Origin of the sequence: Kosakonia sp. HypNH10, from assembly GCF_029850615.1 — a bacterium.
Taxonomy (GTDB): Bacteria; Pseudomonadota; Gammaproteobacteria; order Enterobacterales; family Enterobacteriaceae; genus Kosakonia; species Kosakonia cowanii.
In genome coordinates this window covers 20,178-46,341 of record NZ_JAOTIU010000002.1, presented here as the reverse complement: position 1 = coordinate 46,341, position 26,164 = coordinate 20,178, and the positions used below count along the sequence as shown (strand labels likewise).

The following is a 26,164-nucleotide window of genomic DNA, read 5'->3' as shown; positions in this document are numbered from 1 at the left end:
ATCGATGCATCCGATGCTGAATATCGCCGTGCGTGCTGCGCGCAAGGCGGGTAATTTAATTGCCAAAAACTACGAAACACCTGACACCGTAGAGACCAGCCAGAAAGGCAGCAATGATTTCGTGACCAACGTTGATAAAGCTGCTGAAGCGGTAATTATCGACACCATCCGCAAATCTTACCCGCAACACACCATCATCACCGAAGAGAGTGGCGAGCACGAAGGCACCGACCCGGATGTACAATGGGTTATCGATCCTCTGGATGGCACTACTAACTTCATCAAACGCCTGCCGCACTTCGCGGTATCTATCGCCGTTCGTATTAAAGGTCGCACAGAAGTTGCGGTCGTTTACGATCCGATGCGTAACGAACTCTTCACTGCGACTCGTGGCCAGGGCGCACAGCTCAACGGTTACCGCCTGCGCGGCAGCACCGCTCGCGATCTGGACGGCACCATTCTGGCGACCGGCTTCCCGTTCAAGGCGAAGCAGCACGCAACTACCTATATCAACATCATTGGCAAACTGTTTACCGAATGCGCGGACTTCCGCCGCACCGGTTCTGCCGCGCTGGATCTGGCCTATGTTGCCGCCGGTCGCGTTGATGGTTTCTTTGAGATTGGCCTGAAGCCGTGGGATTTCGCCGCAGGTGAACTGCTGGTTCGCGAAGCGGGCGGTCTGGTGTGCGATTTCACCGGCGGTCATAACTATATGATGACCGGCAACCTCGTCGCCGGTAACCCGCGCGTGGTGAAAGCGATGCTGGCAAATATGCGTGAAGAGCTGAGCGACGCGCTGAAGCGTTAATCCTCTCGCAGGCAGGGTTTTGTGAATTGCCTGATGGCGCTACGCTTATCAGGCCTACAAAAGCAGGCCCAGTAGGCCGGATAAGGCGTTGCGCCGCCATCCGGCAACAAAAGCAGCACCCCGCAACATGTAGGCCGGATAAGGCCTTGCGCCGCCATCCGGCAATAAAAAGCAACACCCCGCAACACGCAGGCCGGATAAGGCCTTGCGCCGCCATCCGGCAATAAAAAGCAACACCCCGCAACACGTAGGCCGGATAAGGCGTTTACGCCGCCATCCGGCAACAAAAGCCGCACCCCGCAACATGTAGGCCGGATAAGGCCTTGCGCCGCCATCCGGCAACAAAAGCCGCACCCCGCAACACGTAGGCCGGATAAGGCCTTGCGCCGCCATCCGGCAACAAAAAGCAGCACCTTAGCCTGGATTAAAAGGGGCGTAATCCGCCGCCCGGCGGTAATGCGCTCATCCACATCACCACTGCCGCACTCACCAGCACCACGCCACCCGCTAATGCCAGCGTCGTCCAGCCGATTTGCCGCCACAGCACCGGCGCGCGCTTACCGCTTATTTTCACCGCCAGCTGGCGAAAGCCGTGTACCAGCAACGCCAGCCCGCTGATGGTCAGCGAGGTTCCGGCGGCCATCGCCAGCGCAGAGGCCACTCCCCAGGCGAAAACGCCAATCACTTTACTGAACAGCAGCACCATAATGGCGCCGGAACAGGGCCGCATCCCCATCGACAGAACAATCATCAGCCGCGCGCGCCAGTCACCGCCGTTTTGCAGCTGCGTCTGCGTCGGCAAATGTTGATGACCGCATCCGCAGTTGTCGTGGTGAACATGGTGCGGCGTAAAGGCGCGAAACTTTGGCACGATCAGCAACTGACGCAGGCGCTTAAGCGCGCGCCAGCAGAGCAGCAGCCCCAGCACGCCGACCAGCAGATAACTCCCCTTCTCCAGCCAGTAGCCGCTCAGGTGCAACTGCCGGGCGGGCAGCGCCAGCAGGCTCAGCACCACAACCACCAGTAAAATCGCCACCAGCCCCTGTAGCAGAGAGGATGCCAGCGTCAGGCCGATAGCGGGTTTTAATTTTGAGGGATGGGTCGCAAGCCAGGTGGTGATCACCACTTTGCCATGACCTGGCCCCAGCGCATGCAGCACGCCATAGACGAAGCTGAACAGCAGCAGCGTGCCGCCCGCTTTGGTCGGGTTTTCGGCCACCGCTTTCAGCAGCGTGCTCATCTGTATATTCACTTCGCGCTGCCAGAGCGCGCTTCTCATCACCACCTGCGGCCACGCCTGCCAGAGCCAGAGCGCGCCGAGCACGGCCATCACCATAAACAGCAGCAGCGGCCACCACTGCAATACGCGCCGTTTGCGCGCCATCTGTTGGCTGATTACTGACATAGCAGCGTCACCGTTTGAGCAAACTGTTTACCCAGTTCCATATCCTCCTCCGGGGCGTCGGTCTTATCCAGCGACTGCGCGTAACTCAGCACCTCTTCGCCGGGTTTCGGTGTATGTAGCGTGGTTTTACAGCTCGATTGCAGCGCCGCGGGCAGCGTGACATCGCTCTCTTTGTCGTAGCGCATATCCACGTAATAGGTGGGATCGAAGGTCGAGAAGGTGTATTTCTGCCCCTTCAGCGGCTGCGGCTCCGCCAGCGGCAGCACAAAGGTCAGCACCGCCTGGTGCGCCTCACGCGCGAGGCCATACTCGCTCGGACGATTAAGGAACTTCACCTTCTGCCCGTTATGCCACACTTCGGTGAAGTAGTGCTGGCCGAGCACGTTTGCCATCACTTCCGCCGCCAGCTTTTTCCAGATCTCCTCGCCGGGCTTTGCGTTACCGGCGTCATACAGCAGGTCAGCGGAGGTGATCTCATCCATCGTCCAGCGCATTTTCAGGCCGGTAAACTGGCCGTTTTCGCCAACCAGTTGCGTCTTCATCACGATAAAGCTGTGCGGGTGCGCCATAAGAGAAAACGATAAAAGCGCGAGAAAAAGCCCCAATACCCACTGTTTAACTGATTGCATCTCTTCCTCACGTGAAAAATTCTGTGATGCTCCCCGGCATTCCTGGTCGAAAATGCGGCGGCTGCGCTGTCGCTCAAGATACCTTTAACTACGCTTATCAAATAGCCCTTTTTCCCAACCCTAACTGGACCCTGACAGATGACCATGACGCTGACCCCACCATCTGTGCTCTCCAGCCCGCAGCGTCGCTGCCAGGTGCTACTGCTGCTTGCCCTGCCGGGACAAGGTATCACCATGAAAAACATCAGCGCCATTAATGGCGTAGATGATACCGTAGCCCTGCAGGATATCGCGGAGACGCAAAGCGAGATCCAACTTTACCACCGGCTTTCCATCGTTCCCTACGGTGATGGCGGTTACCGCATCGAAGGCACGCCGCTCGATCAGCGCCTGTGCCTGCTGCACTGGCTGCGCCGCGCCCTGCGCCTCTGCCCGGAATTTATTACTGAACACTTTACGCCCGCTTTAAAAACGGCGCTTAAACAACAGGGCATTGCGCGCACACTCTATGACGATATTAATCTGCATGCGTTGATCAACCTCTGTTCGCGCCGCCTTAAACGCTCGTTTGAGTGTCGCGATCGCCAGTTTTTGGGTCTCTATTTGCAGTACTGCCTGTTGCAGCATCATAGCGGCCATTCCCCGGAGTTTAACCCTGTTCAGCAAGCATGGGCGCAGATGCGCGCCGAGTATCTGGTAGCGCAAGATATTGTCCGCCACTGGCAGCGCCGCGTTGCCGCCACCGCCCATGAGAATGAGCACCTCTTTTTAGCCCTGCTGTTTATGCTGGTGCGCACGCCCGATCCGGGCAACGACGATCATCAACAGGATCACCGCCTGCGCCTGGCCATCAGGCAGATGATTGCCCACTTCCACCAGCTCTCCGGCATGCATTTTAGCGACGAGCAGGGGCTGACCAATCAGCTCTATATCCACCTCGCCCAGGCGCTGGATCGCAGTTTGTTTGGCATCGGCATCGATAACGCATTGCCGGCAGAGATTAATCAGCTCTACCCGCGCCTGATGCGCACCACACGCACGGCGTTAGAGGGGCTGGAAACGGAGTATGGGCTGCGCTTTAGCGATGAGGAAGCGGGACTGGTAGCGGTGATTTTCGGGGCCTGGCTGATGCAGGAGAGCGATCTGCATGAGAAGCAGCTGGTGCTGATTACTGGCGACGATAGCGCCAGAGAGCAGGAGATTGAGCAGCAGCTGCGCGAGTTAACGCTGCTGCCGCTCACCATTCGTTACTTGCCGCTGGAGAGCTTCCGCGAAGAGGGTGCGCCAAAAGATGTGACGCTTATCATTACCCCTTACACCACGCCGCTGCCGCTCTTCTCTGCGCCGCTGATCCACACCGACGGGCTGCTGAGCGACCAGCAGCAGGAGCATATTCGCATTATGCTTGAGGGCTCCCCTTCTGCGCGGCGACCGTTGGACGCAGGACCAGCGCTGGCAGTGCCAGCAGTGCCATAATGAAAAACAGCCCCTGATGCAGGTGTTCGAAGAGGAAACCGGCGATCATCGTCATCAGGGCAATACTTCCGCCCATCGCCACGGCGGAGTAGACCGCCTGTAACCGGATCACCTCACTGCCCTGCCGGGCGGAGATATAACGCATGGCCGCCAGGTGACACACCGTGAAGGTACCGCAGTGCAGGATCTGCGCGACAACCAGCCACGGCAGCGCAATGGTCCAGCCCATCAGACTCCAGCGAACCAGACCGCACACCGCCGAGAGCAGCAGCAGATCGCGCGCGCTGAAGCGGCGGAAAAGACGATTGCTGAGCGTAAAAATCACCACTTCTGCCACCACGCCCAGTGACCACAAATAGCCCACCGTTGAGGCGGAGTAGCCCACCGACTGCCAGTAGATGGCGCTGAAACCGTAATAGGCCGCGTGCGCGCCCTGTAACAACGAAACGCAGGCGAGAAAGCGCCAGTTCTGCATAATCAACGCGCGCCAGGCGGGCCAGCCTGCCCCATCCTGCTGGCGGTTTTCACCCTGTGGCATAATCGTCGGGCGTAACAGCATACCAAGCAGCATTGAGGCAGTACCGAGCGACAGCATCACCAGAATCGCCCGGTAGTCATAAAGGCTGACCAGTTTGCCGGTCAGCGCCGAGCCAATCACGAAGGCGATCGATCCCCACACCCTGACGCGGCCATAATCCATTGGAAACTGTTTTTGCCACGTGCCCGCCAGCGCATCCGTCAGCGGCACCAGCGGCGAGAAGAAGAGGTTAAAGCCAACGATAATCACCGCCAGCCAGGCGACATGGCTTCCGGCGTAGAAGGCCATCGCAAAGATAAGCGTAGCCAGCGCCAGCACGCGCAGGGCGGTAATTAATCGGGAGGGGTCGCTTACGCGCGGGGCAATCAACAGGCTACCGAGAAAACGGGCAACGAGACCGGCGCCAAGCAGCATACCGATGATTTCCGGGGTTAACCCGACGCCTTTGAGCCAGACGCCCCAGAAGGGTAAGAAGATGCCGTAACTGAAAAAGTAGGTGAAATAAGCGAGCGCCAGCCAGCGCGTTGACTGCAGAACCATGATTTCCTCCTGAATCGAAGCGTTAGTCTGGCGGCAAACGCCTGGCCTGGCAAGCAACAATCAGGTAACAAATTTGCCTAAGCGCAGGTTTTGCAACATTAAAACGCGCCGGGCAGAATGCATCGCTGGCGAGCAGGCAAAAAAAAGCCCGCTTCACAGGAAGCGGGCTTGTTTGATGTCGGAAACTTATGCGTAAACCGGGAAACGGGCGCAGATATCCAGCACTTTTTGTTTTGTGCGCTCAATCACAGCTTCGTCGTTGATGCTGTCCAGCACGTCACACATCCAGCCTGCCAGCTCTTTAACTTCCGCTTCTTTGAAGCCGCGACGGGTCACAGCCGGCGTACCGACGCGGATACCGGAGGTGACAAACGGGCTCTTCGGATCGTTCGGCACGCTGTTTTTGTTAACCGTGATGTTGGCACGGCCCAGCGCAGCGTCCGCTTCTTTACCGGTCAGATTTTTATCAACCAGATCCAGCAGGAAGAGGTGGTTATCGGTACCGCCTGAAACCACGTTGTAGCCGCGCGCAAGGAACACTTCCACCATCGCTTTGGCGTTTTTCGCAACCTGCTGCTGGTAGGTTTTGAACTCCGGCTCCATCGCCTCTTTCAGCGCCACCGCTTTACCAGCGATAACGTGCATCAGCGGGCCGCCCTGGCCGCCAGGGAAGACGGCAGAGTTCAGTTTTTTGTACAGCTCTTCGCTACCGCCCTTCGCCAGGATCAGGCCGCCGCGCGGACCCGCCAGGGTTTTGTGGGTAGTGGTGGTAACAACGTGCGCATGCGGAACCGGGTTCGGGTAGACGCCTGCGGCAATCAGACCGGCAACGTGTGCCATATCGACAAACAGATAGGCGCCGATGCTGTCAGCGATTTCACGCATTTTGGCCCAGTCAACCACGCCGGAGTAAGCAGAGAAGCCGCCGATGATCATTTTCGGCTTATGTTTTTGCGCCTGCTCATTGAGTTCGTTGTAATCAATGTGGCCCGTTTCATCGATGCCGTAAGGGACGATGTTGTAGAGTTTGCCGGAGAAGTTAACCGGAGAGCCGTGAGTCAGGTGGCCGCCGTGCGCCAGGTTCATACCGAGCACGGTATCGCCCGGCTCCAGCAGCGTGGTGTAGACGGCGAAGTTAGCCTGTGAGCCAGAGTGCGGCTGAACGTTGGCGTAATCTGCGCCAAACAGCTCTTTCGCGCGGTCGATCGCCAGCTGTTCAACGATATCGACATATTCACAGCCGCCGTAGTAACGCTTGCCCGGGTAACCTTCGGCATATTTGTTCGTCAGCTGAGATCCCTGCGCCTGCATAACGCGCGGGCTGGTGTAGTTTTCGGAGGCGATCAGTTCAATGTGCTCTTCCTGACGTACTTTCTCCTGCTCCATAGCCTGCCACAATTCGGCATCATAATCGGCAATGTTCATTTCACGCTTTAACATCCGCATCTCCTGACTCAGCTAACAAAAACAACTCTCAATGAGGGCCCGATTTCGGGGACGGCTGACAGTATAACTGATTAATATTCTGAGAACAGGTCTTGACAAAGGTTTTTGCGCAAACGATTGGCTACCCGTCGCACAAGGCTTTGAGCAATAACGGGCTTCGGTCGGGAAAGGGATTTCTTTTCAGCTTTGTGATGCAACTTCTTCACGTTCGATAACCCCTCATTCATTACGCCCTTTACAAGCTAATGCTCGTGGCTTTAAGATGCATTTAAAATACAACTTTAAATATGTATGTTCAGAAGGATGCCATTATGCTCGACGCTCAGACCATCGCCACCGTTAAATCCACCCTCCCGCTACTCGCCGCAACCGGGCCGAAACTGACCGCTCACTTCTACGATCGGATGTTTCAACACAACCCCGAGTTGAAAGAGATTTTCAATATGAGCAATCAGCGCAACGGCGATCAGCGTGAAGCGCTGTTTAACGCCATTGCCGCTTACGCTGCGAATATTGATAATCTCGCCGCCCTGCTCCCCGCCGTTGAAAAAATTGCCCAGAAGCACACCAGCTTCCAGATCCAGCCGCAGCAATATGACATCGTCGGCGAACATCTGCTGGCGACCATTGATGAGATGTTCCAGCCAGGGCAAGAGGTGCTGGATGCGTGGGGCAAAGCTTATGGCGTGCTGGCGGGCGTGTTTATCAATCGTGAAGCGGAGATTTACCGCGAGCACGCCGATAAAAAAGGCGGCTGGGAAGGGACGCGCGCGTTCCGCCTGGTGGAGCGAGTGCAGCGCAGCGCGCTGATCACCAGTTTTGAGTTCGAGCCGGTCGACGGCCAGCCGGTCGCCGATTACCGTCCGGGTCAGTACCTTGCCGTATGGCTGAAGCCGGAAGGCTTTCCGCATCAGGAGATCCGCCAGTACTCTCTCACCCGCGAGCCAAACGGCAAAAGCTACCGTATTGCGGTGAAACGCGAAGATGGCGGTCAGGTCTCAAACTGGCTGCATGATGAAGCGAAGCCTGGCGATGTTGTTTATCTTGCTGCGCCGGCCGGTGATTTCTTCCTGGATGTGAAGCCGCGGACACCGGTCTCGCTCATCTCCGCAGGCGTGGGTCAGACGCCGATGCTGGCGATGCTGCACCATCTCGCGTACAGACATCACCGCGCGCAGGTTAACTGGTTCCATGCAGCGGAAAACGGCGATGTGCATGCCTTTACCGATGAGGTAAGCGAGCTGGGTGCCAACCTGCCGCACTTTTATCAGCATGTCTGGTATCGCCAGCCAAACGCGGCGGATGAGCAGGCCGAGCTGTTTAACAGCACCGGGCTGATGGCGCTTACGGAGATGAAAGATCGGCTGAGTGACGGGGAGATGCAGTTTTATCTCTGCGGGCCGGTGGCGTTTATGCAGTTTGCGGCTGAGCAGTTGGTGACGCTTGGTGTGGGCAGCGATCGCATTCACTATGAGTGCTTCGGCCCGCACAAGGTGCTGTAAGCAAGATGCCCTCACCGTGCGCGGTGAGGGCGAAAAATCAGATGGCGGCGTCGTCTTCTTCGCCGGTACGAATACGCACCACGCGCGCGACGTCAAAGACGAAGATTTTGCCGTCGCCGATTTTACCGGTCTGCGCGGTACGGATAATGGTATCGACGCAGGTGTCGACAATGTCGTCGCCCACCACGATCTCAATCTTCACCTTCGGCAGAAAATCCACCATATACTCTGCGCCACGGTAGAGTTCGGTGTGGCCTTTCTGACGACCAAAACCCTTCACTTCCGTTACCGTCATCCCGGTGATGCCGACTTCAGCCAGCGCTTCACGCACATCATCCAGTTTGAAAGGTTTAATAATCGCATCAATCTTTTTCATGGTCGTTCCTTACACGCTCTTGCCAGTCTGCTGCATCGTAATCGGTTGCTCACAGTACCATAATCATTTCGCCTTTACTCTTTAAAGTCATTGGCATCCAGTTCATGGCGGGAGAGGAGTTTGTAAAATTCGGTGCGGTTGCGCCCCGCCATCCGTGCCGCGTGCGTCACGTTGCCTTTGGTGATTTGCAGCAGCTTGCGCAGGTAGTTGAGTTCGAACTGGTTACGCGCTTCGACAAAGGTCGGCAGCGCGGTGTTCTCCCCTTCCAGCGCCTGCTCGACCAGCGCATCGCTGATCACCGGCGACGAGGTGAGCGCCACGCACTGCTCAATCACGTTCACCAGTTGGCGCACGTTACCGGGCCAACTGGCGGTCATCAGCCGCTTCATCGCGTCGGTGGAAAAGGCGCGCACAAACGGCTTATGGCGGTCCGCCGACTGGCGCAGCAGGTGGTTAGCAAGCAGCGGAATATCCTCCGCGCGCTCCGCCAGCGCCGGTATCTTCAGGCTGACTACGTTGAGGCGATAGTAGAGATCTTCACGAAACTCGCCGCGCGCCATCGCTTTTGGCAGATCGCGGTGCGTCGCTGAAATAATGCGCACATTGATATCGATATCGCGGTTGCTGCCGAGCGGGCGCACCTTGCGCTCCTGTAATACACGCAGCAGTTTGACCTGTAACGGGATCGGCATATCGCCAATCTCATCAAGAAACAGCGTCCCGCCCTCTGCCGCCTGGAACAGCCCTTCCCGGCTGCTCACCGCGCCGGTAAAAGCTCCGCGCGCGTGACCAAAGAGTTCAGACTCCAGCAGCTGCTCCGGCAGCGCGCCGCAGTTGATGGCGATAAAGGCGTTTTTACTGCGCGGGCTGGCATTGTGGATCGCCTGCGCCAGCACCTCTTTACCGGTGCCGCTCTGGCCGTTAATCAGCACGCTGACATCGGACTGCGCCACCATCCGCGCCTGTTCAAGCAGGCGCAACATCAGTGGGCTGCGGGTGACAATGGTTTCACGCCACTGATCGTCGCTGGCGGAGCCGCTGTGCTCCAGCGCATCGTCGATGGCCTTATAGAGCGCGTCTTTATCCACCGGCTTGGTAAGAAAGCTGAAAACCCCCTGCTGCGTGGCGGCAACGGCATCGGGGATTGAGCCGTGCGCGGTGAGAATAATCACCGGCATGCCCGGCTGCATGCGCTGGATCTCGGCAAAAAGCTGCATACCGTCCATCTCATCCATGCGCAGGTCGCTTATTACCAGATCGACCTTCTCACGCGCGAGAATGCGTAACCCCTCCTGCCCGCTTTCGGCGGTGACAATGCTGTAGCCTTCGCTGGTCAGGCGCAGCCCGAGGAGCTTCAGCAGGCCGGGATCGTCATCCACCAGCAGCAGATGCGCCGGTTTGCGATTGGTCATGGTTTCGCCTCCTGCTGATCGGCGTCGCCTTTCGCCGGATGCGCGCTGTCCGGCATATCGGCAGGCGCCGGTTTGCGAATCGAGAGACGCCGTTCAATGTCGGTGAGGTTTTCCAGCTTGCGGGTGGTGGTATCAAGCTGCTCGTGCAGGAATTGCTGCTGGGCGCGCAGTTTGTCGAGCTCGCTGTCGGCGGATTGCTGCAATTTCGTGTAGCGGCTACGCTCTTCGGCTAACTGTAGCTGTGCTTTTTCACCATCGCGCCAGAGTTCAAACAGCGGGCGCACCTGCGCCGGGATCGACGGGCTTAAGGCATCGAGACGATCGGTATAGTCACGGCGCTCAAGGGGCGAGATTTTGGCATTCGAGAGCAAAATGCCGCGGCGGAATGTCGCCTGCCAGGTCGCGTCTGACCATGCACGCGCTTCCGCGCGCGCAGCCGCGGGCGATAAACGCTGGGCGCAATCCATGCCGCGCAGCCAGAACAGCGGGTTGCTGTCGACACTCTGCCCCGACAAGGTCCAGATATCATTGCAATCCGTTAATAAAAAGTCGGCCAGTTGGCGATCGGGAAGCTGCGGTTTTTTATTGTCATGAATAGCGCTTTGCGGCGTTTGCGTCACGCAGCCTGCCAGTAGCAGGCAAGGAAGCGCGCGCAGCCAGCCCGATTGCTGTGTCATCGCGTTGACCACGCGGGAAAAGAGATGCGACATACTCACCAGATTTATATTCATTGCGTTGATTTTTCCGGCGCGACAAGCGGTAGCTCAATACGGAAACAGACATCGTCCTTGCTGTCCGTTACCAGATGCAGTTCACCCTGCATTCTGCGGATACAGTCTCTGGCGATGCTCAACCCCAGCCCGCTGCCTTTAACCGCGCCTTTGCGTTGGTGGCTTCCCTGAAAGAAGGGCTCAAAAATCATCTCGCGCTCCGCCTCGGGGATCGGGGTGCCGGTATTCGCTACGTCAATGCGCAACCGTGCGCCGGTACTATAACTGTGGAGACGAATGGTACCGGATTCAGCCCCATAGTGCACCGCGTTGGAGTAAAGATTATCCAGCACGCTCATCAGCAGCATCGGCTCGGCCTGGCAGGTTGTCGCATCGAGCGCGATTTCGGTATGCATCATTTTAGCTCGCGCTGGCAGGCTGTGCGCGGAGAGCACCATCTCCACCAGCGGTGCCAGCTCCACTGCCTCCAGCTCGACCGATCCACCAGCCAGCTTGCGGTTGTAATCCAGCAGCTGCTCAATCAATTTTTGCAGGTTGCGGCTGCTGGCATCGAGGATCTCAACCACCTCTTTCTGCTCCGGCGAAAGCGGCCCGACCACCTGGTCGGCAAGCAGCTCGGTGCCTTCGCGCATACTGGCGAGCGGCGTTTTCAGCTCATGGGAGATATGGCGTAAAAACTGGTGGCGCTGCGACTCAAGCCACGCCAGCCGTTCGCTCAGCCAGATAATACGTTCGCCAACATAGCGCAGCTCGCGCGGGCCGCTAAACACCACGCTTTGCGCCAGTGGACGCCCCTCCCCCAGCCGGTTAATCATCCGCTCAATGCCCTTCACCGGGCCGATAATCATGCGGGTAAAGAGCAGCATCAGCGCCAGGCTGACTAAAAAGAGCACCAGCGCCTGCCAGCCGAAGAACTGACCGCGCTCGGCGATCTCCAGCTGGAGCTGCTGCCCGCGCGAGAAGACCACGGCGCGGGTCGACTGCACCATCTCCGTATTCGCCGCCGCAAACGCCTCCAGCTGCGCAGAGGCGGCAGGTGATGGGCCGCTGTTGGCGCACTGCAACTGGGCGAGATCGTTCAGATCCTGGCGCAGCGCCTGGTAGAGTCTGTCATCGGGTAAAACACCGGCATGGGCCTCCAGCATCTCGCTATAGCGCTTGCGCTGATTCTGGTAGACCCGCTCAAGGGTGGCGTCATCCAGCACGCAGTACTGGCGGTAGCTGCGCTCCATCTCCAGCGCGGCGTTGGTCATCGCTTCACTGCGGCGGGCGTCAATCAGCGTCGTGCGGTTAGTTAACAGGGCCTGGGCGCTGAGCGCATTGAGGCTCTGCCAGGCTTGCCAGGCTAACACCAGCAGCGGCAGTAAAATAAGCAGGAACGCCATCATAACCAGTTGGCGTAAGGAGCGGGGAAAAGCGGGCCAGCGTTTCAAGGCGGTACTCTCGCAGGATAAGGTACAGAGATGCTAGCTGAGTGACGGGGTAAAGAACAACAAAGCCGGGCAAAAGCCCGGCTTTGTTATGTAATTAGGCGGTGCCTAACTCGACGTTTCGCCCGATGTCTGATAAAGCTACGCAATGATCAGCAGGTGGACGGCAGGCACCTTTAAGTGCGTCATTCGAAAGTTTATGTAGCGCGTCCCGAAGGGGCTGACATAAGAGGGTGAATGAGCCACTGGCTATAATTATGCACGTATTATGCCAGGTTGCCACACAATATTTTAACCTGTTGATTATCATGATATTTATTATTATTTTCGGTTTTTGTGAAGTGTGCAACATTTCATCGCCCTGTCGCTATTTAGCAACACTCCCTCGGCTCATAAATTATCGCTATTAAAATCAATGATATAAATGTCTCCTTTTAGAGACAGTGATAATCCTCTGATGTCGGGAAAAGCCGACACTTTTAACGCCTGATCAAAAAAGCCCTCTTCCCGGTTAAGGAAGAGGGCCTGTTTTACTGCCGTACTGGATTAGCCGAGCTGCTTACGCGCATTGCGGAAGATACGCATCCACGGGCTGTCTTCGCCCCAGTTTTCCGGGTGCCAGGAGTTGGCAACGGTACGGAAAACACGCTCCGGGTGCGGCATCATGATAGTGACGCGCCCGCTTTCGCTGGTCACGGCGGTAATACCGTTCGGCGAGCCGTTCGGGTTCGCCGGGTAGCGCTCGGTCACGCTGCCGTTGTTATCGACATAGCGCAGCGCCACCAGCCCTTTGCTTTCGAGCTGTGCCAGATGGGCGGCATCACGCACTTCGACACGCCCTTCCCCGTGCGAGACGGCGATAGGCATATGCGACCCGACCATGCCATTGAGCAGCAGTGACGGGCTTTGCGTTACTTCCACCAGGCTGAAACGCGCCTCGAAGCGATCGGAGTGGTTACGCACAAAGCGCGGCCACAGTTCGCTGCCCGGAATCAACTCACGCAGGTTCGACATCATCTGGCAGCCGTTACAGACACCCAGCGCCAGGGTTTGCGGACGGTGGAAGAAGGTTTCGAACTCGTCGCGCACACGCTCATTAAAGAGGATCGATTTTGCCCAGCCTTCGCCCGCGCCCAGCACGTCGCCATAAGAGAAGCCGCCGCAGGCGACCAGCGCGTGGAAGTTCTCCAGCCCGCTGCGCCCGGCCAGCAGATCGCTCATGTGGACATCAACCGCGTCAAAACCGGCGCGATGGAATGCCGCTGCCATCTCAACGTGGGAGTTGACGCCCTGCTCACGCAGCACAGCGACTTTCGGTCGCGCGCCGGTGGCAATAAACGGTGCCGCGATATCCTCATTGATATCAAACGTCAGTTTGACGTTGAGGCCCGGATCGCTGTCGTTGGCTTTCGCCTCGTGCTCCTGATCCGCGCACTCCGGGTTATCGCGCAGGCGCTGCATCTGCCAGGTGGTTTCCGCCCACCACATACGCAGCGTGGTGCGGCTTTCACTGAACACCGGCTGCCCGTCCGCTTCAATCACAAAGCGATCGCCTTCGACCGCACGGCCAAGATAGTGCACAACATCGCTTAAACCGTAGGCCGCCAGCACGCTCTCAACCGCCTCGCGGTCGGCTGCGCGCACCTGAATCACCGCGCCCAGCTCTTCATTAAACAGCGCCGCCAGACGATCGTTGCCCAGCGCGGCGATATCGACATTCACGCCGCAGTGGCCGGTAAAGGCCATCTCTGCCAGCGTCACCAGCAGGCCGCCGTCGGAGCGGTCGTGGTAGGCCAGCAGTTTTCTCTCTGCCACCAGCGCCTGAATCGCGTCATAGAAGCCTTTCAGCTGCTCAACGTTACGCACGTCCGCCGGTTTGTCACCCAGCTGGCGGTAAACCTGCGCCAGCGCCGTTGCGCCGAGCGCGTTACTGCCCTTGCCGAGGTCGATTAACAGCAGGGCGTTGTCGTCGGTGGAGAGCTGCGGCGTCACGGTATGGCGCACATCTTCAACGCGGGCAAAGGCGGTGATCACCAGCGACAGCGGCGAGGTCATTTCGCGCTGCTCGCTCCCCTCCTGCCAGCGGGTCTTCATCGACATCGAGTCTTTACCCACCGGAATGGTCAGACCGAGCGCCGGACACAGCTCTTCGCCCACCGCTTTCACCGCCGCGTAGAGACCGGCGTCTTCACCCGGGTGACCAGCAGCGGCCATCCAGTTGGCGGAGAGTTTGATGCGTTTGATATCGCCGATGTGCGTCGCCGCGATGTTGGTCAACGCTTCGCCGACTGCCAGCCGCGCCGAGGCGGCAAAGTCCAGCAGCGCCACCGGAGCGCGTTCGCCAAGCGCCATCGCTTCACCGTAGTAGCTGTCCAGGCTGGCGGTGGTCACCGCGCAGTTGGCAACCGGGATCTGCCACGGGCCGACCATCTGATCGCGCGCCACCATGCCGGTGACCGTACGGTCGCCGATGGTGACAAGAAAAGTTTTCTCCGCTACGGTCGGCAGGTGCAGCACGCGGTTTACCGCGTCAGCCACGGTAATACCGTGAGTGTTGAAGCTGTCGCCGGTCGCCTGGCGCGTCGCGACATCGCGCGTCATCTTCGGCGTTTTGCCAAGCAGCACATCCAGCGGCATATCGATTGGCTGGTTGTCGAAGTGGCTGTCGTTCAGCGTTAAGTGCTGCTCTTCGGTCGCGTCGCCAATCACCGCATAAGGCGCTCGCTCGCGGCGGCAGAGTTCGTCGAACAGCGGCAGTTGATCCGCCGCTACCGCCAGCACGTAGCGCTCCTGGGATTCGTTACACCAAATCTCCAGCGGGCTCATGCCCGGTTCGTCGCTGAGAATATCGCGCAGCTCGAAACGGCCGCCGCGACCGCCGTCGCTCACCAGCTCCGGCATGGCGTTAGAGAGACCGCCCGCGCCGACATCGTGAATAAAGAGGATCGGGTTGGCTTCACCCAGCTGCCAGCAGCGGTCAATCACCTCCTGGCAACGACGCTCCATCTCCGGGTTGTCGCGTTGAACCGAGGCGAAGTCGAGATCGGCATCGGACTGACCGGACGCCATTGACGAGGCCGCGCCGCCGCCGAGACCGATATTCATCGCCGGGCCGCCGAGAACGATCAGCTTAGCGCCAACCACGATCTCGCCCTTCTGCACATGATCTTCACGGATGTTGCCGATCCCGCCTGCCAGCATGATCGGCTTGTGGTAACCGCGCAGCTCTTCGCCGTTGTGGCTGTTGACCTTCTCTTCATAGGTACGGAAGTAGCCATTCAGCGCCGGACGGCCAAATTCGTTGTTGAATGCCGCGCCGCCCAGCGGGCCGTCGGTCATGATATCGAGCGCGGTAACGATGCGCTCCGGCTTGCCGAAATCCTCTTCCCACGGCTGCTCGAAGCCGGGAATACGCAGGTTAGAAACGGAGAAACCAACCAGGCCCGCTTTCGGCTTCGCGCCGCGCCCGGTCGCGCCCTCATCGCGGATCTCGCCGCCGGAGCCGGTTGCCGCGCCCGGCCACGGTGAAATGGCGGTCGGGTGGTTGTGCGTCTCCACCTTCATCAAAATATGGGTCGGCTCCTGGTGGAAATCGTAGCGACCTTCAGCGCGATCGGCGTAGAAACGACCAACCGCGGAACCTTCCATCACCGCCGCGTTATCTTTGTAGGCTGAGAGCACAAAGTCCGGCGTCTTTTCGAAGGTGTTTTTAATCATTTTGAACAGCGACTTCGGCTGCGGCTGCCCATCAATCACCCAGTCGGCGTTGAAGATTTTGTGACGGCAGTGCTCCGAGTTCGCCTGGGCGAACATATAGAGTTCGATATCGTTCGGGTTGCGCCCCAGGCGCGTAAAGGCGTCGTGCAGGTAATCGATCTCATCTTCCGCCAGCGCGAGGCCGAGACGCAGGTTGGCGTCAATCAACGCCTGGCGGCCTTCATCCAGCAGATCCACGCTCTGTACCGGCGCGGGCTGGTGGTGTTCAAACAGGCGCGCGGCGTCCGCTTCAGCGTTAAATACGCTCTCCATCATGCGGTCATGCAGCTGCGCAGCCACCTCTTGCCACTGGGCGTCGGTCAGGCTGGCGGCTTCAACGTAGTACGCCACGCCGCGCTCAAGGCGGTTGATCTTTTCCAGACCGCAGTTGTGGGCGATGTCGGTAGCTTTGGATGCCCAGGGAGAGATGGTGCCGGGACGAGGAGTGACGAGCAGTAATTTTCCGGTTGGGGTGTGGCTGCTAAGGCTTGGGCCATATTTCAGCAGGCGCTGGAGCCGGGCGTACTCTTCTTCGGTGAGCGCCGCGTTAAGGTCGGCAAAGTGAGTATATTCGGCATAAATATTGCTCACCGGCAGGTTGGTGGCCTGAAACCGCGCCAGCAGTTTGTTAATACGGAATGCGGACAGGGCAGGCGAACCACGCAGAATTTCCATCATAAGTCTCTCGTCTTCGATTACGAAGCGTCGGGGACGCTTAAAGTGTGCACCAGGGAAAACGGGCGTCATTATAGAGAATCCTGACGCCCGACGAAACCGTTTGCGTGGAAATAAAAAACGGCGGCGATTTTTAGCAATAGCTGTGGCCGAATGCTGTAATTTGTTGCCAACTGCCGTTTAGTTACGCAGAATGCCGCTAAATCAGCAGCAATCCCCTTGCTGTGATTGCGAAAACCTTTTGAGGCAAAGTACGGCGCAGAGAATTAACTCCTTGAAAAGATTTCAGATTAATTATCTGCTCATCGGCATTGTCACCCTGCTGCTGGCAGCGGCGCTGTGGCCATCAGTCCCCTGGTTTGGCAAAGCCGATAACCGCATCGCGGCTATCCAGGCGCGCGGGGAGCTGCGCGTCAGTACCATTTCGACGCCGCTTACTTACACCTCTATCAACGGCAAAAATTACGGCCTCGATTACGAGCTGGCGCAACAGTTTGCCGACTACCTCGGCGTGAAGCTTAAAATCACCGTGCGCCAGAACATCAGCCAGCTGTTTGACGACCTCGATCACGACAACGCCGATATGCTCGCCGCCGGGCTGGTCTATAACAATGAGCGCGTCAAAAGCTACCAGACCGGGCCGGTCTACTACTCCGTTTCTCAACAACTTGTCTATCGCGTCGGCAGCTATCGCCCACGTACGCTGGCGGAAGTGAATGAGAGCCAGTTGACCATTGCGCCCGGGCATGTCGCGCTGGACGATCTGCGCGAGATAAAAGAGAAGAAGTACCCCAATCTCAGTTGGAAGGTGGATGAAAAACTCGGCACTACCTCCCTGCTCCAGCAAGTGGTCGACGGCAAACTGAGCTATACCGTCGCCGATTCGGTGGCGATCAGCCTCTTCCAGCGCGTTCACCCGGAGCTGGCGGTGGCGCTCGATATCTCTGATGAACAGCCCGTCACCTGGTTTAGCAAGCGCGACGACGACAATACGCTCTCGGCGGCGATGCTCGACTTCTTCAACACCATTAATGGCGAGGGGATCCTCGCGAGGCTCGAAGAGAAGTATCTCGGGCATGGCGATGGCTTTGATTATGTTGATACCCGCGCCTTTTTACGCGCCGTTGATAGCGTGCTGCCAGAGTTGCAGCCGCTGTTTGAGAAGTATGCGCAGCAGATCGACTGGAAGCTGTTAGCGGCAATTTCCTATCAGGAGTCCCACTGGGACACGCAGGCCACCTCCCCGACGGGCGTACGCGGGCTAATGATGTTGACCCGCAATACGGCGCAGAGCCTCGGGCTGAGCGACAGAACCGATGCCGAGCAGAGCATCAGCGGCGGCGCGCGCTACTTGCAGGATATGATGAGCAAAGTGCCGGACAGCGTGCCGCAGGATGAGAAGATCTGGTATGCGCTGGCGGCCTACAACATGGGTTATGCGCATATGCTTGATGCCCGTGCGCTGACGGTGAAGACCAAAGGCAATCCGGATAGCTGGGCCGATGTGAAACAGCGCCTGCCGCTGTTAAGCCAGAAGGCCTACTACAGCAAATTACGCTACGGCTATGCCCGCGGGTATCAGGCGTATGCCTACGTGGAGAATATCCGCAAATATGAGATTAGCCTGGTGGGTTACCTGCTGGAGAAAGAGAAGGCGCTCGCCGCAACGCTCAAGCTGGCGCAGAGCTACCCGGCGGTGTCGAGTGCCGAGCTTGACCAGCCAACCTATGGCGTCTTGCCCTTCAGCGCGCTGACCGTCGACGAGGCGTTTGGTCACCACTCGGTTTTACCGCAGGATACGCTGCAACTGAAAGTGAACCGCTGATTAAGTTGCCGGATGGCGCTGCGCTTATCCGGCCTACAAAGCCCGACCAACTGTAACCGCTCCCGTAGGCCTGATAAGGCGGAGCCGCCATCAGGCATTGTTTGCCGGATGGCGCTGCGCTTATCCGGCCTACAAAGGCAATCAACCCCACCCCATGCCTGATAAGGCGGAGCCGCCATCAGGCGTTGCCGGTTTTCAGCGCTTTTTTCTCCAGCCGACGCTGGCGGAAGAAATCGCTTAACATCGCGGCGCACTCATCGCGCAGCACGCCTTCGGTAAACTCGACCCGATGATTCATTCCCGGGTGATGGAGCACATCCATCAACGATCCTGCCGCGCCGGTTTTCGCATCCCGCGCGCCAAACACCAGTTGCCCGATGCGGCTGTGCACCATGGCACCCGCGCACATCACGCAGGGCTCCAGCGTGACATAGAGCGTGGTGTCGATCAGCCGGTAGTTTTGCAGCACCAGCCCGCCCTGGCGCAGCGCCATAATCTCCGCGTGCGCGGTGGGATCGTGACGGCCAATCGGGCGGTTCCACCCTTCGCCAATCACCTGGTTGTTATGCACCAGCACCGCGCCCACGGGCACTTCGCCCTCTTCCCAGGCGCGCTTCGCCAGCGTCAGCGCATAACGCATCCAGTGTTCGTGAGTCAGTTCGGGATTGGACAAAGGTATAAACTCCAGTAATTCAGGCGGGGCGCATTATACACACCCCTAATACGTTCGACACTACTCAAGCTGTTGCAGTTCGCCACGACGCGTAACGCGCCAGCGGTGCTGGCAGAAGTAGAGCAGCGGGTTGTCCTGTTTACTGTCGCTGTAGCCGCTGTAGAGACGCAGCGGCGTACCGATTTTGCGCTCCAATTGCGCGACTTTCTCATGCCCCAGGCAGCGCAGGGTCAGCACCCAACCGCCGTAGCCTCGGGTCATCTGGCTGGCGATAACATTGACGCGCGGCAGCCAGGGCGTGTCGAAATAGACCTGTTCAACCAACGACTGCGGCGACCCGGTGATCAGCCAGATATCCGCATCCGAGGCGGCCAGATAGTTGGTTAACCGCGTCTGCACCACCGGGAAGGCCGTGACGTGCCCGCGGAACCAGTCGGCGAATTTCTGCTGCAGGGCGTTGAGATGGCGTTCGCTGTGACCAAAGGTGCAGCCCCATAACAGCAGGCTCATCGGCCAGCGTGCGGCACGGCCCTTTATCAGCAGCCCGGCACCAATCACCGGTAACAGCGGCAGCACAAGCAGCGCATTGAGCGGATGATGTCGCAGCAAATAACGCAAAAAAGTGCCGAACATATCCTGCTGATGTAATGTTCCATCAAGGTCAAAAAATACAACGCGGCGTTCACTGGTAGCCAAAAGATATTCCTCTGTGGGTTAACGCTCCATCGCCGGGACGCTCCGTTTGGCGATTACACTACAACTAGCCTAACAGATAGATCCTCACTTTTCCGGTAACAGCCTGTTATCAATACCTGCAATAATACGCGCCACGCGTTTTCTCCCCTACTTAATACAGGTGACAATGACTCCAGCCCCCCGCACAACGCCGCGACGCGCCTTGCAGATCTCTGCCTTTCGCTACCTCTTTTCTGCCCGACTTCTTACCGTGCTGGGCAACGGCATCGCGCCGATCGCGCTGGCTTTCGCGGTGCTCGATATTGGTGGTTCGGCGGCCGATCTTGGCCTGGTGGTGGCGGCACGCTCGCTGTTTAACGTTGCTTTTTTGTTGATTGGCGGCGTGCTGGCGGATCGCTACTCCCGCAGCCGCGTGATGGTGCTCTCTTCTCTTGTCGCCGCTCTTTCACAGGGTGCGGTCGCCTGGCTGGTGCTCGACGGCTCGGCCAGCGTCATGTTGCTTGCCCTGCTTGGCACGCTTAATGGCGCGGCGGCGGGCATTGCCCTTCCCGCCTCCTCGGCGCTGGTGCCGCAAACGGTGCCTGTTTACCTGCGCCGCGAAGCGAATGCGCTACTGCAACTTGGAATTTACAGCGGGACGGTCATCGGTGCCTCGCTCGGCGGTATCCTGACCAGCGCAGTTGGCCCCGGCTGGGGGCTGGCCATTGATGCGCTCGGCTTTGCCGCTTCGGCACCGCTCTATTACGCCATTCGCGTCGGTACTATCAAAGCCGCAGAGGCGACCAGCAATATCCTGCAGGATCTGCGCGACGGCTGGAAAGAGTTCGCCAGCCGTCCCTGGGTCTGGTCGGTGGTGGTGCAGTTCACCCTGATTAATGCCGCCTTCAGTGGGATCGTAATGGTGCTCGGCCCGGTAATTGCCGACAGCGCTTTTGGGCGAACCCAGTGGGGGCTGATTATCGCCGCGCAGAGCGTGGGTCTGATTGTCGGCTCGTTCCTTGCGCTGCGCTGGCGGCCTAAGCGCGATCTCTTTATTGGCGTGGTGCTGATGGCGTTTTGCGCCGTGCCCACCTGGCTGCTCGGCCAGGCGGCACCGGCACACTGGCTGATGGCGGCATTCTTTTGCGCCGGCATCGTCTTCGGCCTTTTCGGCGTGGCGTGGGCGCAGTCGCTGCAAACGCACATTCCGGCGGAGAAGCTGGCGCGGGTCTACGCCTGGGATGCGATGGGATCGTTTATTGCCATTCCGGTAGGCGAACTGGCAGCCGGGCCGCTGGCGATGCATTTTGGCAGCGAAACGGTGTTAACCACCTCGGCGCTGGTGGTGATCCTCGCCTGTATCGGCGCGGGTCTGGTACCCGCAATCCGCCGTCTCGAGAGCGCGCCACAGGTGAAAGCGAGTGGCTCTGGCCTCTCCAGTTGATCGCTATCAAACGCCACGCGGAGAAACTTTGTGCTGCCAGAATTTTTAATTCATAATCACCGCCCATGGATGGAATAGTTAATTCATCCGCGTAATGCACCAGGCAGTGAATTACGTGAACACCCCGGAGATCGTATGAACTGTTTGATCCGCATTCGCCAGCGCTATCCCGGCCTTGCGCAGAGTGATAAAAAGCTGGCGGAATTTCTGCTCGAAAACCCTGACCGCGCTCGCCATTTAAGCTCGCAGCAGCTGGCGGCGGAAGCGGGTGTCAGCCAGTCGAGCGTGGTGAAATTCGCGCAGAAGATGGAGTTCAAAGGCTTCCCGGCAATGAAGCTGGCGATCAGCGAAGCGCTGGCCAGCAACCCCAACCCCTACTCCGTACCGGTGCATAATAAAATTCGCGGCGATGACGCCCTGCGCGTGGTCGGCGAGAAGCTGATTAAAGAGTATCAGAGCGCGATGCACGCCTCGCTGGATGTAAACAGCGAAGAGAAGCTGCTGGAGAGCGTGCGCCTGCTGCGCGAATCGCGGCGCATCGTGCTGACCGGTATTGGCGCATCAGGCCTGGTGGCGCGCAATTTTGGCTGGAAGCTGATGAAGATTGGCCTTAACGCCATTGTTGAGCAGGATATGCACGCGCTGCTGGCGGCGGTGCAGGCGCTGGAGCCGGGCGATCTGCTGCTGCCGGTCTCCTACTCTGGCGAACGGCGTGAGATCAATCTGGCGGCTGACGAAGCGTTACGCGTCGGCGCAAAGATCCTCGCGATCACCGGTTTTACTCCCAATGCGCTGCAACAGCGCGCTACCCACTCGCTTTACACCATTGCGGAAGAGCAGGCAACGCGCAGCGCGGCGATCTCCTCCACCAGCGCCCAGATGATGCTGACGGATCTGCTCTTTATGGCGCTGGTTCAGCAGGATCTGGAGCATGCCCCGGAGCGTATTCGCCACAGCGAGGAGCTGGTAAAAAAACTGGTTTGAGCAGGCAATCATCGTATAATGCCCGCCCTGTTTGTGTTGTTTCTGAGATTTTCCTGATGGCGCTGTTAATTACCAAAAAATGCATCAACTGCGATATGTGCGAGCCGGAGTGCCCGAATGAGGCGATTTCGCTCGGCGAGAGCATTTATGAGATTAACAGCGACCGCTGCACCGAGTGCGTGGGCCATTACGAAACGCCGACCTGCCAGAAAGTGTGCCCGATCCCCAATACCATCCTGAAAGATCCGGCACATCAAGAGAGTGAAGAGCAGCTGTGGGATAAATTTGTGCTGCTGCATCACTCTGACAAAATTTAACTCTCGATAATCACCGTTGCACAAGCGTAGTGGCGCTCATCTGCCAGCGTGACGTGCATTGACCGCACGCCCATCCGCTCTGCCAGCCGCTCAGCTTCACCCCACAGGCGCAGGCTCGGTTTCCCAAGCTCATCGTTAAACACTTCGAACTGATTGAACGCCAGCCCGTTGCGAATGCCGGTGCCGAGCGCTTTTGCCGCCGCCTCTTTCACTGCAAAGCGTTTGGCGAGAAAGCGCACCGGCTGCTGGTGCGCCTCGTAGAGCGCCCATTCATTAGGGCTGAGCACGCGCTTCGCCAGCCGATCGCCGCTGCGGGCGACCACCGCTTCAATGCGTGCGATCTCAACGATATCGGTGCCCAGTCCTAAGATAGCCATTATGCGCGCGCTTCCAGCATCAAACGTTTCATCTCTGCCACCGCCTCTTTCAGGCCGCTCATTACCGCACGGCCAATAATTGCGTGTCCAATATTCAGCTCATGCATCTCTGGCAGCGCGGCGATCGCTTTAACGTTGTGGTAAGTCAGACCGTGACCGGCGTTCACTTTCAGCCCGAGGCTGGCGGCATAGGTCGCGGCGTTGGCGATGCGCTCCAGCTCTTTCGCCTGCGCGGCCTCGTTTTCAGCATCGGCGTAACAGCCGGTGTGGATTTCGATATAAGGCGCGCCCACTTCCGCCGCGGCCTGGATCTGCGCGTTATCGGCATCGATAAACAGCGACACCAGAATACCCGCTTGTGCCAGGCGCTGGCAGGCATCGCGCATTTTGTCGCGCTGACCGGCCACGTCCAGCCCGCCTTCGGTGGTCACTTCCTGGCGCTTTTCCGGCACCAGGCAGCAGAAGTGCGGCTTCGTTTCGCAGGCAATCGCCAGCATCTCGTCGGTAACAGCCATTTCAAGGTTCATGCGCGTGTGCAGCGTCTGGCGCAGGATACGCACGTCTCTGTCGGTAATATGGCGACGATCTTCACGCAGATGGACGGTAATCCCATCGGCACCCGCCTGCTCGGCAATAAACGCCGCCTGCACCGGATCCGGGTAAGCGGTGCCGCGCGCGTTGCGCAGAGTGGCAATGTGATCGATGTTTACGCCCAACAGTAATTCAGCCATGACAATCCTCAGTTTCGCAAAATTTCCGGCGCGGTCTTCGCCCCGCCTGGTCTGTGATCCTGCCGCTAGCGCTTAGGCACAAACTGCCGGAATAACTCCCGGCTTTTGAGCGGCTTGCCTCCAAGATACGGCTTCAGGGCGATGCGGGTAAAGCGCTTTGCGGCGCGCAGCGTGTCGCTGTCCGGAAACTCCCGCTCGGAGAGCGCGCGTAAGTGTCGCCCGGTGAAGGTGGTGTTGTCGACCACGACGCTGGCGATAAAGCCCTTCTCTTCGCGGTAGCGATAGGTCATGCCATCTTCCACCGCCTCGCCGCTGCCCGCACAGTGCAGAAAATCGACGCCGTAACCGAGATGGCCGAGCAGCGCCAGCTCAAAACGGCGCAGCACCGGCTCTGGTGAGCCACTAACGCCGGCCAGCGCCTGGATACAGTGCAGATAATCAAAAAAGAGTTCGGAGAAACGCGTCTCATGCTCCAGCACACGGGAGATGAGTTCATTGACGTAGAGACCGCTGTAAAGGGTAATGCCGCTTAGCGGTAGCGCCAGCGAGACCGCTTCAGCACTGCGCAGGGTTTTGACTTCGCCGCGCCCGCCAAAGCGCACCAGCAGAGGGGTAAAGGGCTGCAAAGCGCCTTTGAGGTTGGAACGTTTGGAGCGTGCGCCTTTGGCAACCAGGCGCACACGACCGGACTCTTCCGTGAAGACGTCCAGCATTAAGCTGGTTTCGCTCCAGGGACGGCTATGAAGAACGAAGGCACGCTGCCATCCCTCCATCCGGTGTTACTCAGAGATCGTCGACATAACCGAGACTGCGCAGCGCGCGCTCGTCATCGGCCCAGCCCGATTTCACTTTGACCCACAGTTCAAGGTGAACTTTGGCTTCGAACATCTCTTCCATATCTTTACGGGCTTCGGTGCCGATGGTTTTGATTTTGGCGCCTTTGTTGCCAATCACCATCTTCTTCTGCCCTTCGCGCTCAACGAGGATGAGGCCGTTGATGTCATACCCGCCGCGCTCGTTGGTAACAAAGCGCTCAATCTCTACGGTGACGGAGTATGGCAGCTCTGCGCCAAGGAAACGCATCAGCTTTTCACGGATGATTTCAGAAGCCATAAAACGCTGTGAGCGGTCGGTGACGTAATCTTCCGGGAAGTGGTGAATCGCTTCCGGCAGATGTTTGCGCACGACGCTGGCGATGGTATCAACGTTCATGCCGGTTTCCGCAGAGAGCGGCACGATGTCGAGGAAGTTCATCTGGCTTGCGAGGAACTGCAGGTGCGGCAGCAGATCGGCTTTCTCCTGCACGTTGTCCACTTTGTTCACCGCAAGGATCACCGGTGCACGAGCGTCACGCAGCTTGTTCAGCACCATTTCGTCATCCGCCGTCCAGCGGGTGCCTTCAACGACGAAGATCACCAGCTCAACGTCGCCGATAGAGCTGCTGGCCGCTTTGTTCATCAGGCGGTTGATCGCGCGCTTCTCTTCCATATGCAGACCCGGGGTATCGACGTAGACCGCCTGATAAGCCCCTTCGGTATGGATGCCGACGATACGGTGGCGCGTAGTTTGTGCTTTACGGGAGGTGATCGAGATCTTCTGCCCGAGCAGCTTGTTCAGCAGTGTGGATTTGCCGACGTTGGGACGTCCAACGATGGCGATAAATCCGCAATAGGTGTTTTCAGTTTCAGTGCTCATTCCAACTCCAGTTTTTTCAGCGCCTGTTCGGCGGCAGCCTGCTCCGCCTTACGACGGCTGGAACCCGTGCCAACCACCGGTTCGCTCAGGCCGCTGACCTGGCAGTGGATAGTAAATTCCTGATCGTGCGCTTCGCCCCGCACCTGCACCACCAGATAGGAGGGCAGCGGCAGATGGCGACCCTGCAAGAACTCCTGCAGGCGCGTTTTCGGATCTTTTTGTTTATCGCCAGGACTGATTTCGTCGAGGCGCGTCTGATACCAGCTGAGGATCAATCGCTCAACGGTCTGGATGTCGCTATCCAGGAATACCCCGCCGATCAATGCCTCTACGGTATCCGCTAAAATCGATTCACGGCGAAAGCCGCCGCTTTTCAACTCACCCGGGCCAAGGCGCAGGCACTCGCCCAACTCAAATTCGCGGGCGATTTCTGCCAGCGTATTGCCGCGTACCAGCGTGGCGCGCATGCGGCTCATATCCCCTTCATCCACGCGTGGAAAACGGTGATAGAGGGCATTGGCGATCACAAAACTTAAAATCGAGTCGCCGAGAAATTCGAGACGCTCGTTATGTTTGCTACTGGCGCTGCGGTGAGTTAAAGCCTGCTGCAACAGATCGTGATGTTGAAAAGTGTAGCCCAGCTTCCGCTGAAGCCGATTAATTACGATGGGGTTCATGCGTTACCAATAAATAAATGCGTCAACAATGCAGCACACGAA

General features: G+C 58.4%; 22 protein-coding genes and 1 pseudogene. 7 read left to right on the top strand and 16 right to left on the bottom strand.

The window, feature by feature from the left end; translation table 11 throughout:
• Window positions 1-4 precede the first annotated feature (4 nt).
• Entirely contained in the window at window positions 5-808 is an 804-nt protein-coding gene (suhB, locus tag N7V53_RS06440) for an inositol-1-monophosphatase (protein ID WP_023481152.1), read from the top strand.
• Window positions 809-1,232: 424 nt separating this feature from the next.
• Here the strand turns inward: suhB and N7V53_RS06435 are convergent, their stop codons facing one another.
• Complete coding sequence (locus N7V53_RS06435) at window positions 1,233-2,213, bottom strand: nickel/cobalt transporter (RefSeq protein ID WP_279792782.1); 981 nt, start codon at window positions 2,211-2,213, stop codon at window positions 1,233-1,235.
• Complete coding sequence (locus N7V53_RS06430) at window positions 2,204-2,842, bottom strand: DUF1007 family protein (protein WP_270222292.1); 639 nt, start codon at window positions 2,840-2,842, stop codon at window positions 2,204-2,206. Before N7V53_RS06430 ends, N7V53_RS06435 begins: the two co-directional genes overlap by 10 nt.
• A 138-nt stretch (window positions 2,843-2,980) precedes the next feature.
• On the opposite strand from N7V53_RS06430, the pseudogene csiE reads away from it, so the two are divergent.
• Window positions 2,981-4,252: pseudogene (csiE, locus tag N7V53_RS06425) on the top strand (stationary phase inducible protein CsiE); the annotation flags it as partial.
• Here csiE and N7V53_RS06420 read toward each other — a convergent pair.
• Together N7V53_RS06420 and glyA are read right to left on the bottom strand one after the other, a co-directional pair.
• Window positions 4,242-5,396, bottom strand: coding sequence for a 3-phenylpropionate MFS transporter (locus N7V53_RS06420; RefSeq protein ID WP_279792780.1), 1,155 nt, complete (start codon window positions 5,394-5,396; stop codon window positions 4,242-4,244). The pseudogene csiE and the gene N7V53_RS06420 overlap by 11 nt on opposite strands.
• A gap of 186 nt (window positions 5,397-5,582) precedes the next feature.
• Window positions 5,583-6,836, bottom strand: a complete 1,254-nt coding sequence (glyA, locus tag N7V53_RS06415) for a serine hydroxymethyltransferase (RefSeq protein ID WP_023481167.1) — start codon at window positions 6,834-6,836, stop codon at window positions 5,583-5,585.
• A 317-nt stretch (window positions 6,837-7,153) separates the two neighbouring features.
• Between glyA and hmpA the strand changes: the two genes are divergently transcribed.
• Complete coding sequence (gene hmpA, locus N7V53_RS06410; RefSeq protein WP_279792779.1) at window positions 7,154-8,344, top strand: NO-inducible flavohemoprotein; 1,191 nt, start codon at window positions 7,154-7,156, stop codon at window positions 8,342-8,344.
• A gap of 37 nt (window positions 8,345-8,381) precedes the next feature.
• Here the strand turns inward: hmpA and glnB are convergent, their stop codons facing one another.
• From glnB to purL, 5 genes are all read right to left on the bottom strand, one after another.
• Complete coding sequence (gene glnB, locus N7V53_RS06405; protein ID WP_023481188.1) at window positions 8,382-8,720, bottom strand: nitrogen regulatory protein P-II; 339 nt, start codon at window positions 8,718-8,720, stop codon at window positions 8,382-8,384.
• 74 nt (window positions 8,721-8,794) lie between these two features.
• Window positions 8,795-10,132: a two-component system response regulator GlrR gene (glrR, locus tag N7V53_RS06400; RefSeq protein ID WP_279792778.1), complete on the bottom strand. Its 1,338-nt coding sequence runs from the start codon at window positions 10,130-10,132 to the stop codon at window positions 8,795-8,797.
• Window positions 10,129-10,863 (bottom strand): two-component system QseEF-associated lipoprotein QseG, encoded by a 735-nt coding sequence (qseG, locus tag N7V53_RS06395; protein WP_279792777.1) that lies wholly within the window; start codon window positions 10,861-10,863, stop codon window positions 10,129-10,131. Before qseG ends, glrR begins: the two co-directional genes overlap by 4 nt.
• Window positions 10,860-12,296, bottom strand: a complete 1,437-nt coding sequence (gene qseE, locus N7V53_RS06390) for a two component system sensor histidine kinase QseE/GlrK (protein ID WP_034813851.1) — start codon at window positions 12,294-12,296, stop codon at window positions 10,860-10,862. Before qseE ends, qseG begins: the two co-directional genes overlap by 4 nt.
• Window positions 12,297-12,839: 543 nt before the next feature.
• Window positions 12,840-16,727, bottom strand: coding sequence for a phosphoribosylformylglycinamidine synthase (purL, locus tag N7V53_RS06385; RefSeq protein WP_279792776.1), 3,888 nt, complete (start codon window positions 16,725-16,727; stop codon window positions 12,840-12,842).
• A 271-nt stretch (window positions 16,728-16,998) separates the two neighbouring features.
• Here purL and mltF point away from each other — a divergent pair, with 271 nt between their 5' ends.
• Window positions 16,999-18,549 carry a membrane-bound lytic murein transglycosylase MltF gene (gene mltF / locus N7V53_RS06380; RefSeq protein WP_094421602.1) on the top strand — a complete coding sequence of 517 codons (1,551 nt, stop codon included), beginning with the start codon at window positions 16,999-17,001 and terminating at the stop codon, window positions 18,547-18,549.
• Window positions 18,550-18,727: 178 nt separating this feature from the next.
• Here mltF and tadA read toward each other — a convergent pair whose 3' ends face one another.
• Window positions 18,728-19,222, bottom strand: coding sequence for a tRNA adenosine(34) deaminase TadA (gene tadA, locus N7V53_RS06375; RefSeq protein ID WP_023481272.1), 495 nt, complete (start codon window positions 19,220-19,222; stop codon window positions 18,728-18,730).
• A gap of 60 nt (window positions 19,223-19,282) precedes the next feature.
• Entirely contained in the window at window positions 19,283-19,918 is a 636-nt protein-coding gene (gene yfhb / locus N7V53_RS06370) for a phosphatidylglycerophosphatase C (RefSeq protein ID WP_034813854.1), read from the bottom strand.
• A gap of 166 nt (window positions 19,919-20,084) precedes the next feature.
• On the opposite strand from yfhb, the gene N7V53_RS06365 reads away from it, so the two are divergent.
• The 3 genes from N7V53_RS06365 (at window position 20,085) to N7V53_RS06355 (ending at window position 22,642) form a co-directional block, all read left to right on the top strand.
• Complete coding sequence (locus N7V53_RS06365; protein ID WP_279792775.1) at window positions 20,085-21,341, top strand: MFS transporter; 1,257 nt, start codon at window positions 20,085-20,087, stop codon at window positions 21,339-21,341.
• Between the two features lie 135 nt (window positions 21,342-21,476).
• Window positions 21,477-22,325: a MurR/RpiR family transcriptional regulator gene (locus N7V53_RS06360; protein ID WP_023481181.1), complete on the top strand. Its 849-nt coding sequence runs from the start codon at window positions 21,477-21,479 to the stop codon at window positions 22,323-22,325.
• Window positions 22,326-22,381: 56 nt separating this feature from the next.
• Window positions 22,382-22,642, top strand: a complete 261-nt coding sequence (locus N7V53_RS06355; RefSeq protein WP_023481171.1) for a YfhL family 4Fe-4S dicluster ferredoxin — start codon at window positions 22,382-22,384, stop codon at window positions 22,640-22,642.
• Here N7V53_RS06355 and acpS read toward each other — a convergent pair.
• The 5 genes from acpS to rnc form a co-directional block, all read right to left on the bottom strand.
• Window positions 22,639-23,019: a holo-ACP synthase gene (gene acpS, locus N7V53_RS06350; protein WP_023481234.1), complete on the bottom strand. Its 381-nt coding sequence runs from the start codon at window positions 23,017-23,019 to the stop codon at window positions 22,639-22,641. The genes N7V53_RS06355 and acpS overlap by 4 nt on opposite strands.
• The gene (gene pdxJ, locus N7V53_RS06345) at window positions 23,019-23,750 is read right to left on the bottom strand and encodes a pyridoxine 5'-phosphate synthase (RefSeq protein ID WP_023481260.1); all 732 of its coding nucleotides are present in this window, start codon (window positions 23,748-23,750) and stop codon (window positions 23,019-23,021) included. Before pdxJ ends, acpS begins: the two co-directional genes overlap by 1 nt.
• 65 nt (window positions 23,751-23,815) lie before the next feature.
• Window positions 23,816-24,523, bottom strand: coding sequence for a DNA repair protein RecO (gene recO, locus N7V53_RS06340; RefSeq protein WP_023481189.1), 708 nt, complete (start codon window positions 24,521-24,523; stop codon window positions 23,816-23,818).
• Between the two features lie 10 nt (window positions 24,524-24,533).
• A complete protein-coding gene (gene era, locus N7V53_RS06335) occupies window positions 24,534-25,445 on the bottom strand; it encodes a GTPase Era (protein WP_279792774.1) in 912 nt (303 codons plus the stop codon).
• Complete coding sequence (gene rnc, locus N7V53_RS06330; protein ID WP_023481207.1) at window positions 25,442-26,122, bottom strand: ribonuclease III; 681 nt, start codon at window positions 26,120-26,122, stop codon at window positions 25,442-25,444. The genes era and rnc overlap by 4 nt, the downstream gene beginning before the upstream one ends.
• Between the last annotated feature and the right edge of the window lie 42 nt (window positions 26,123-26,164).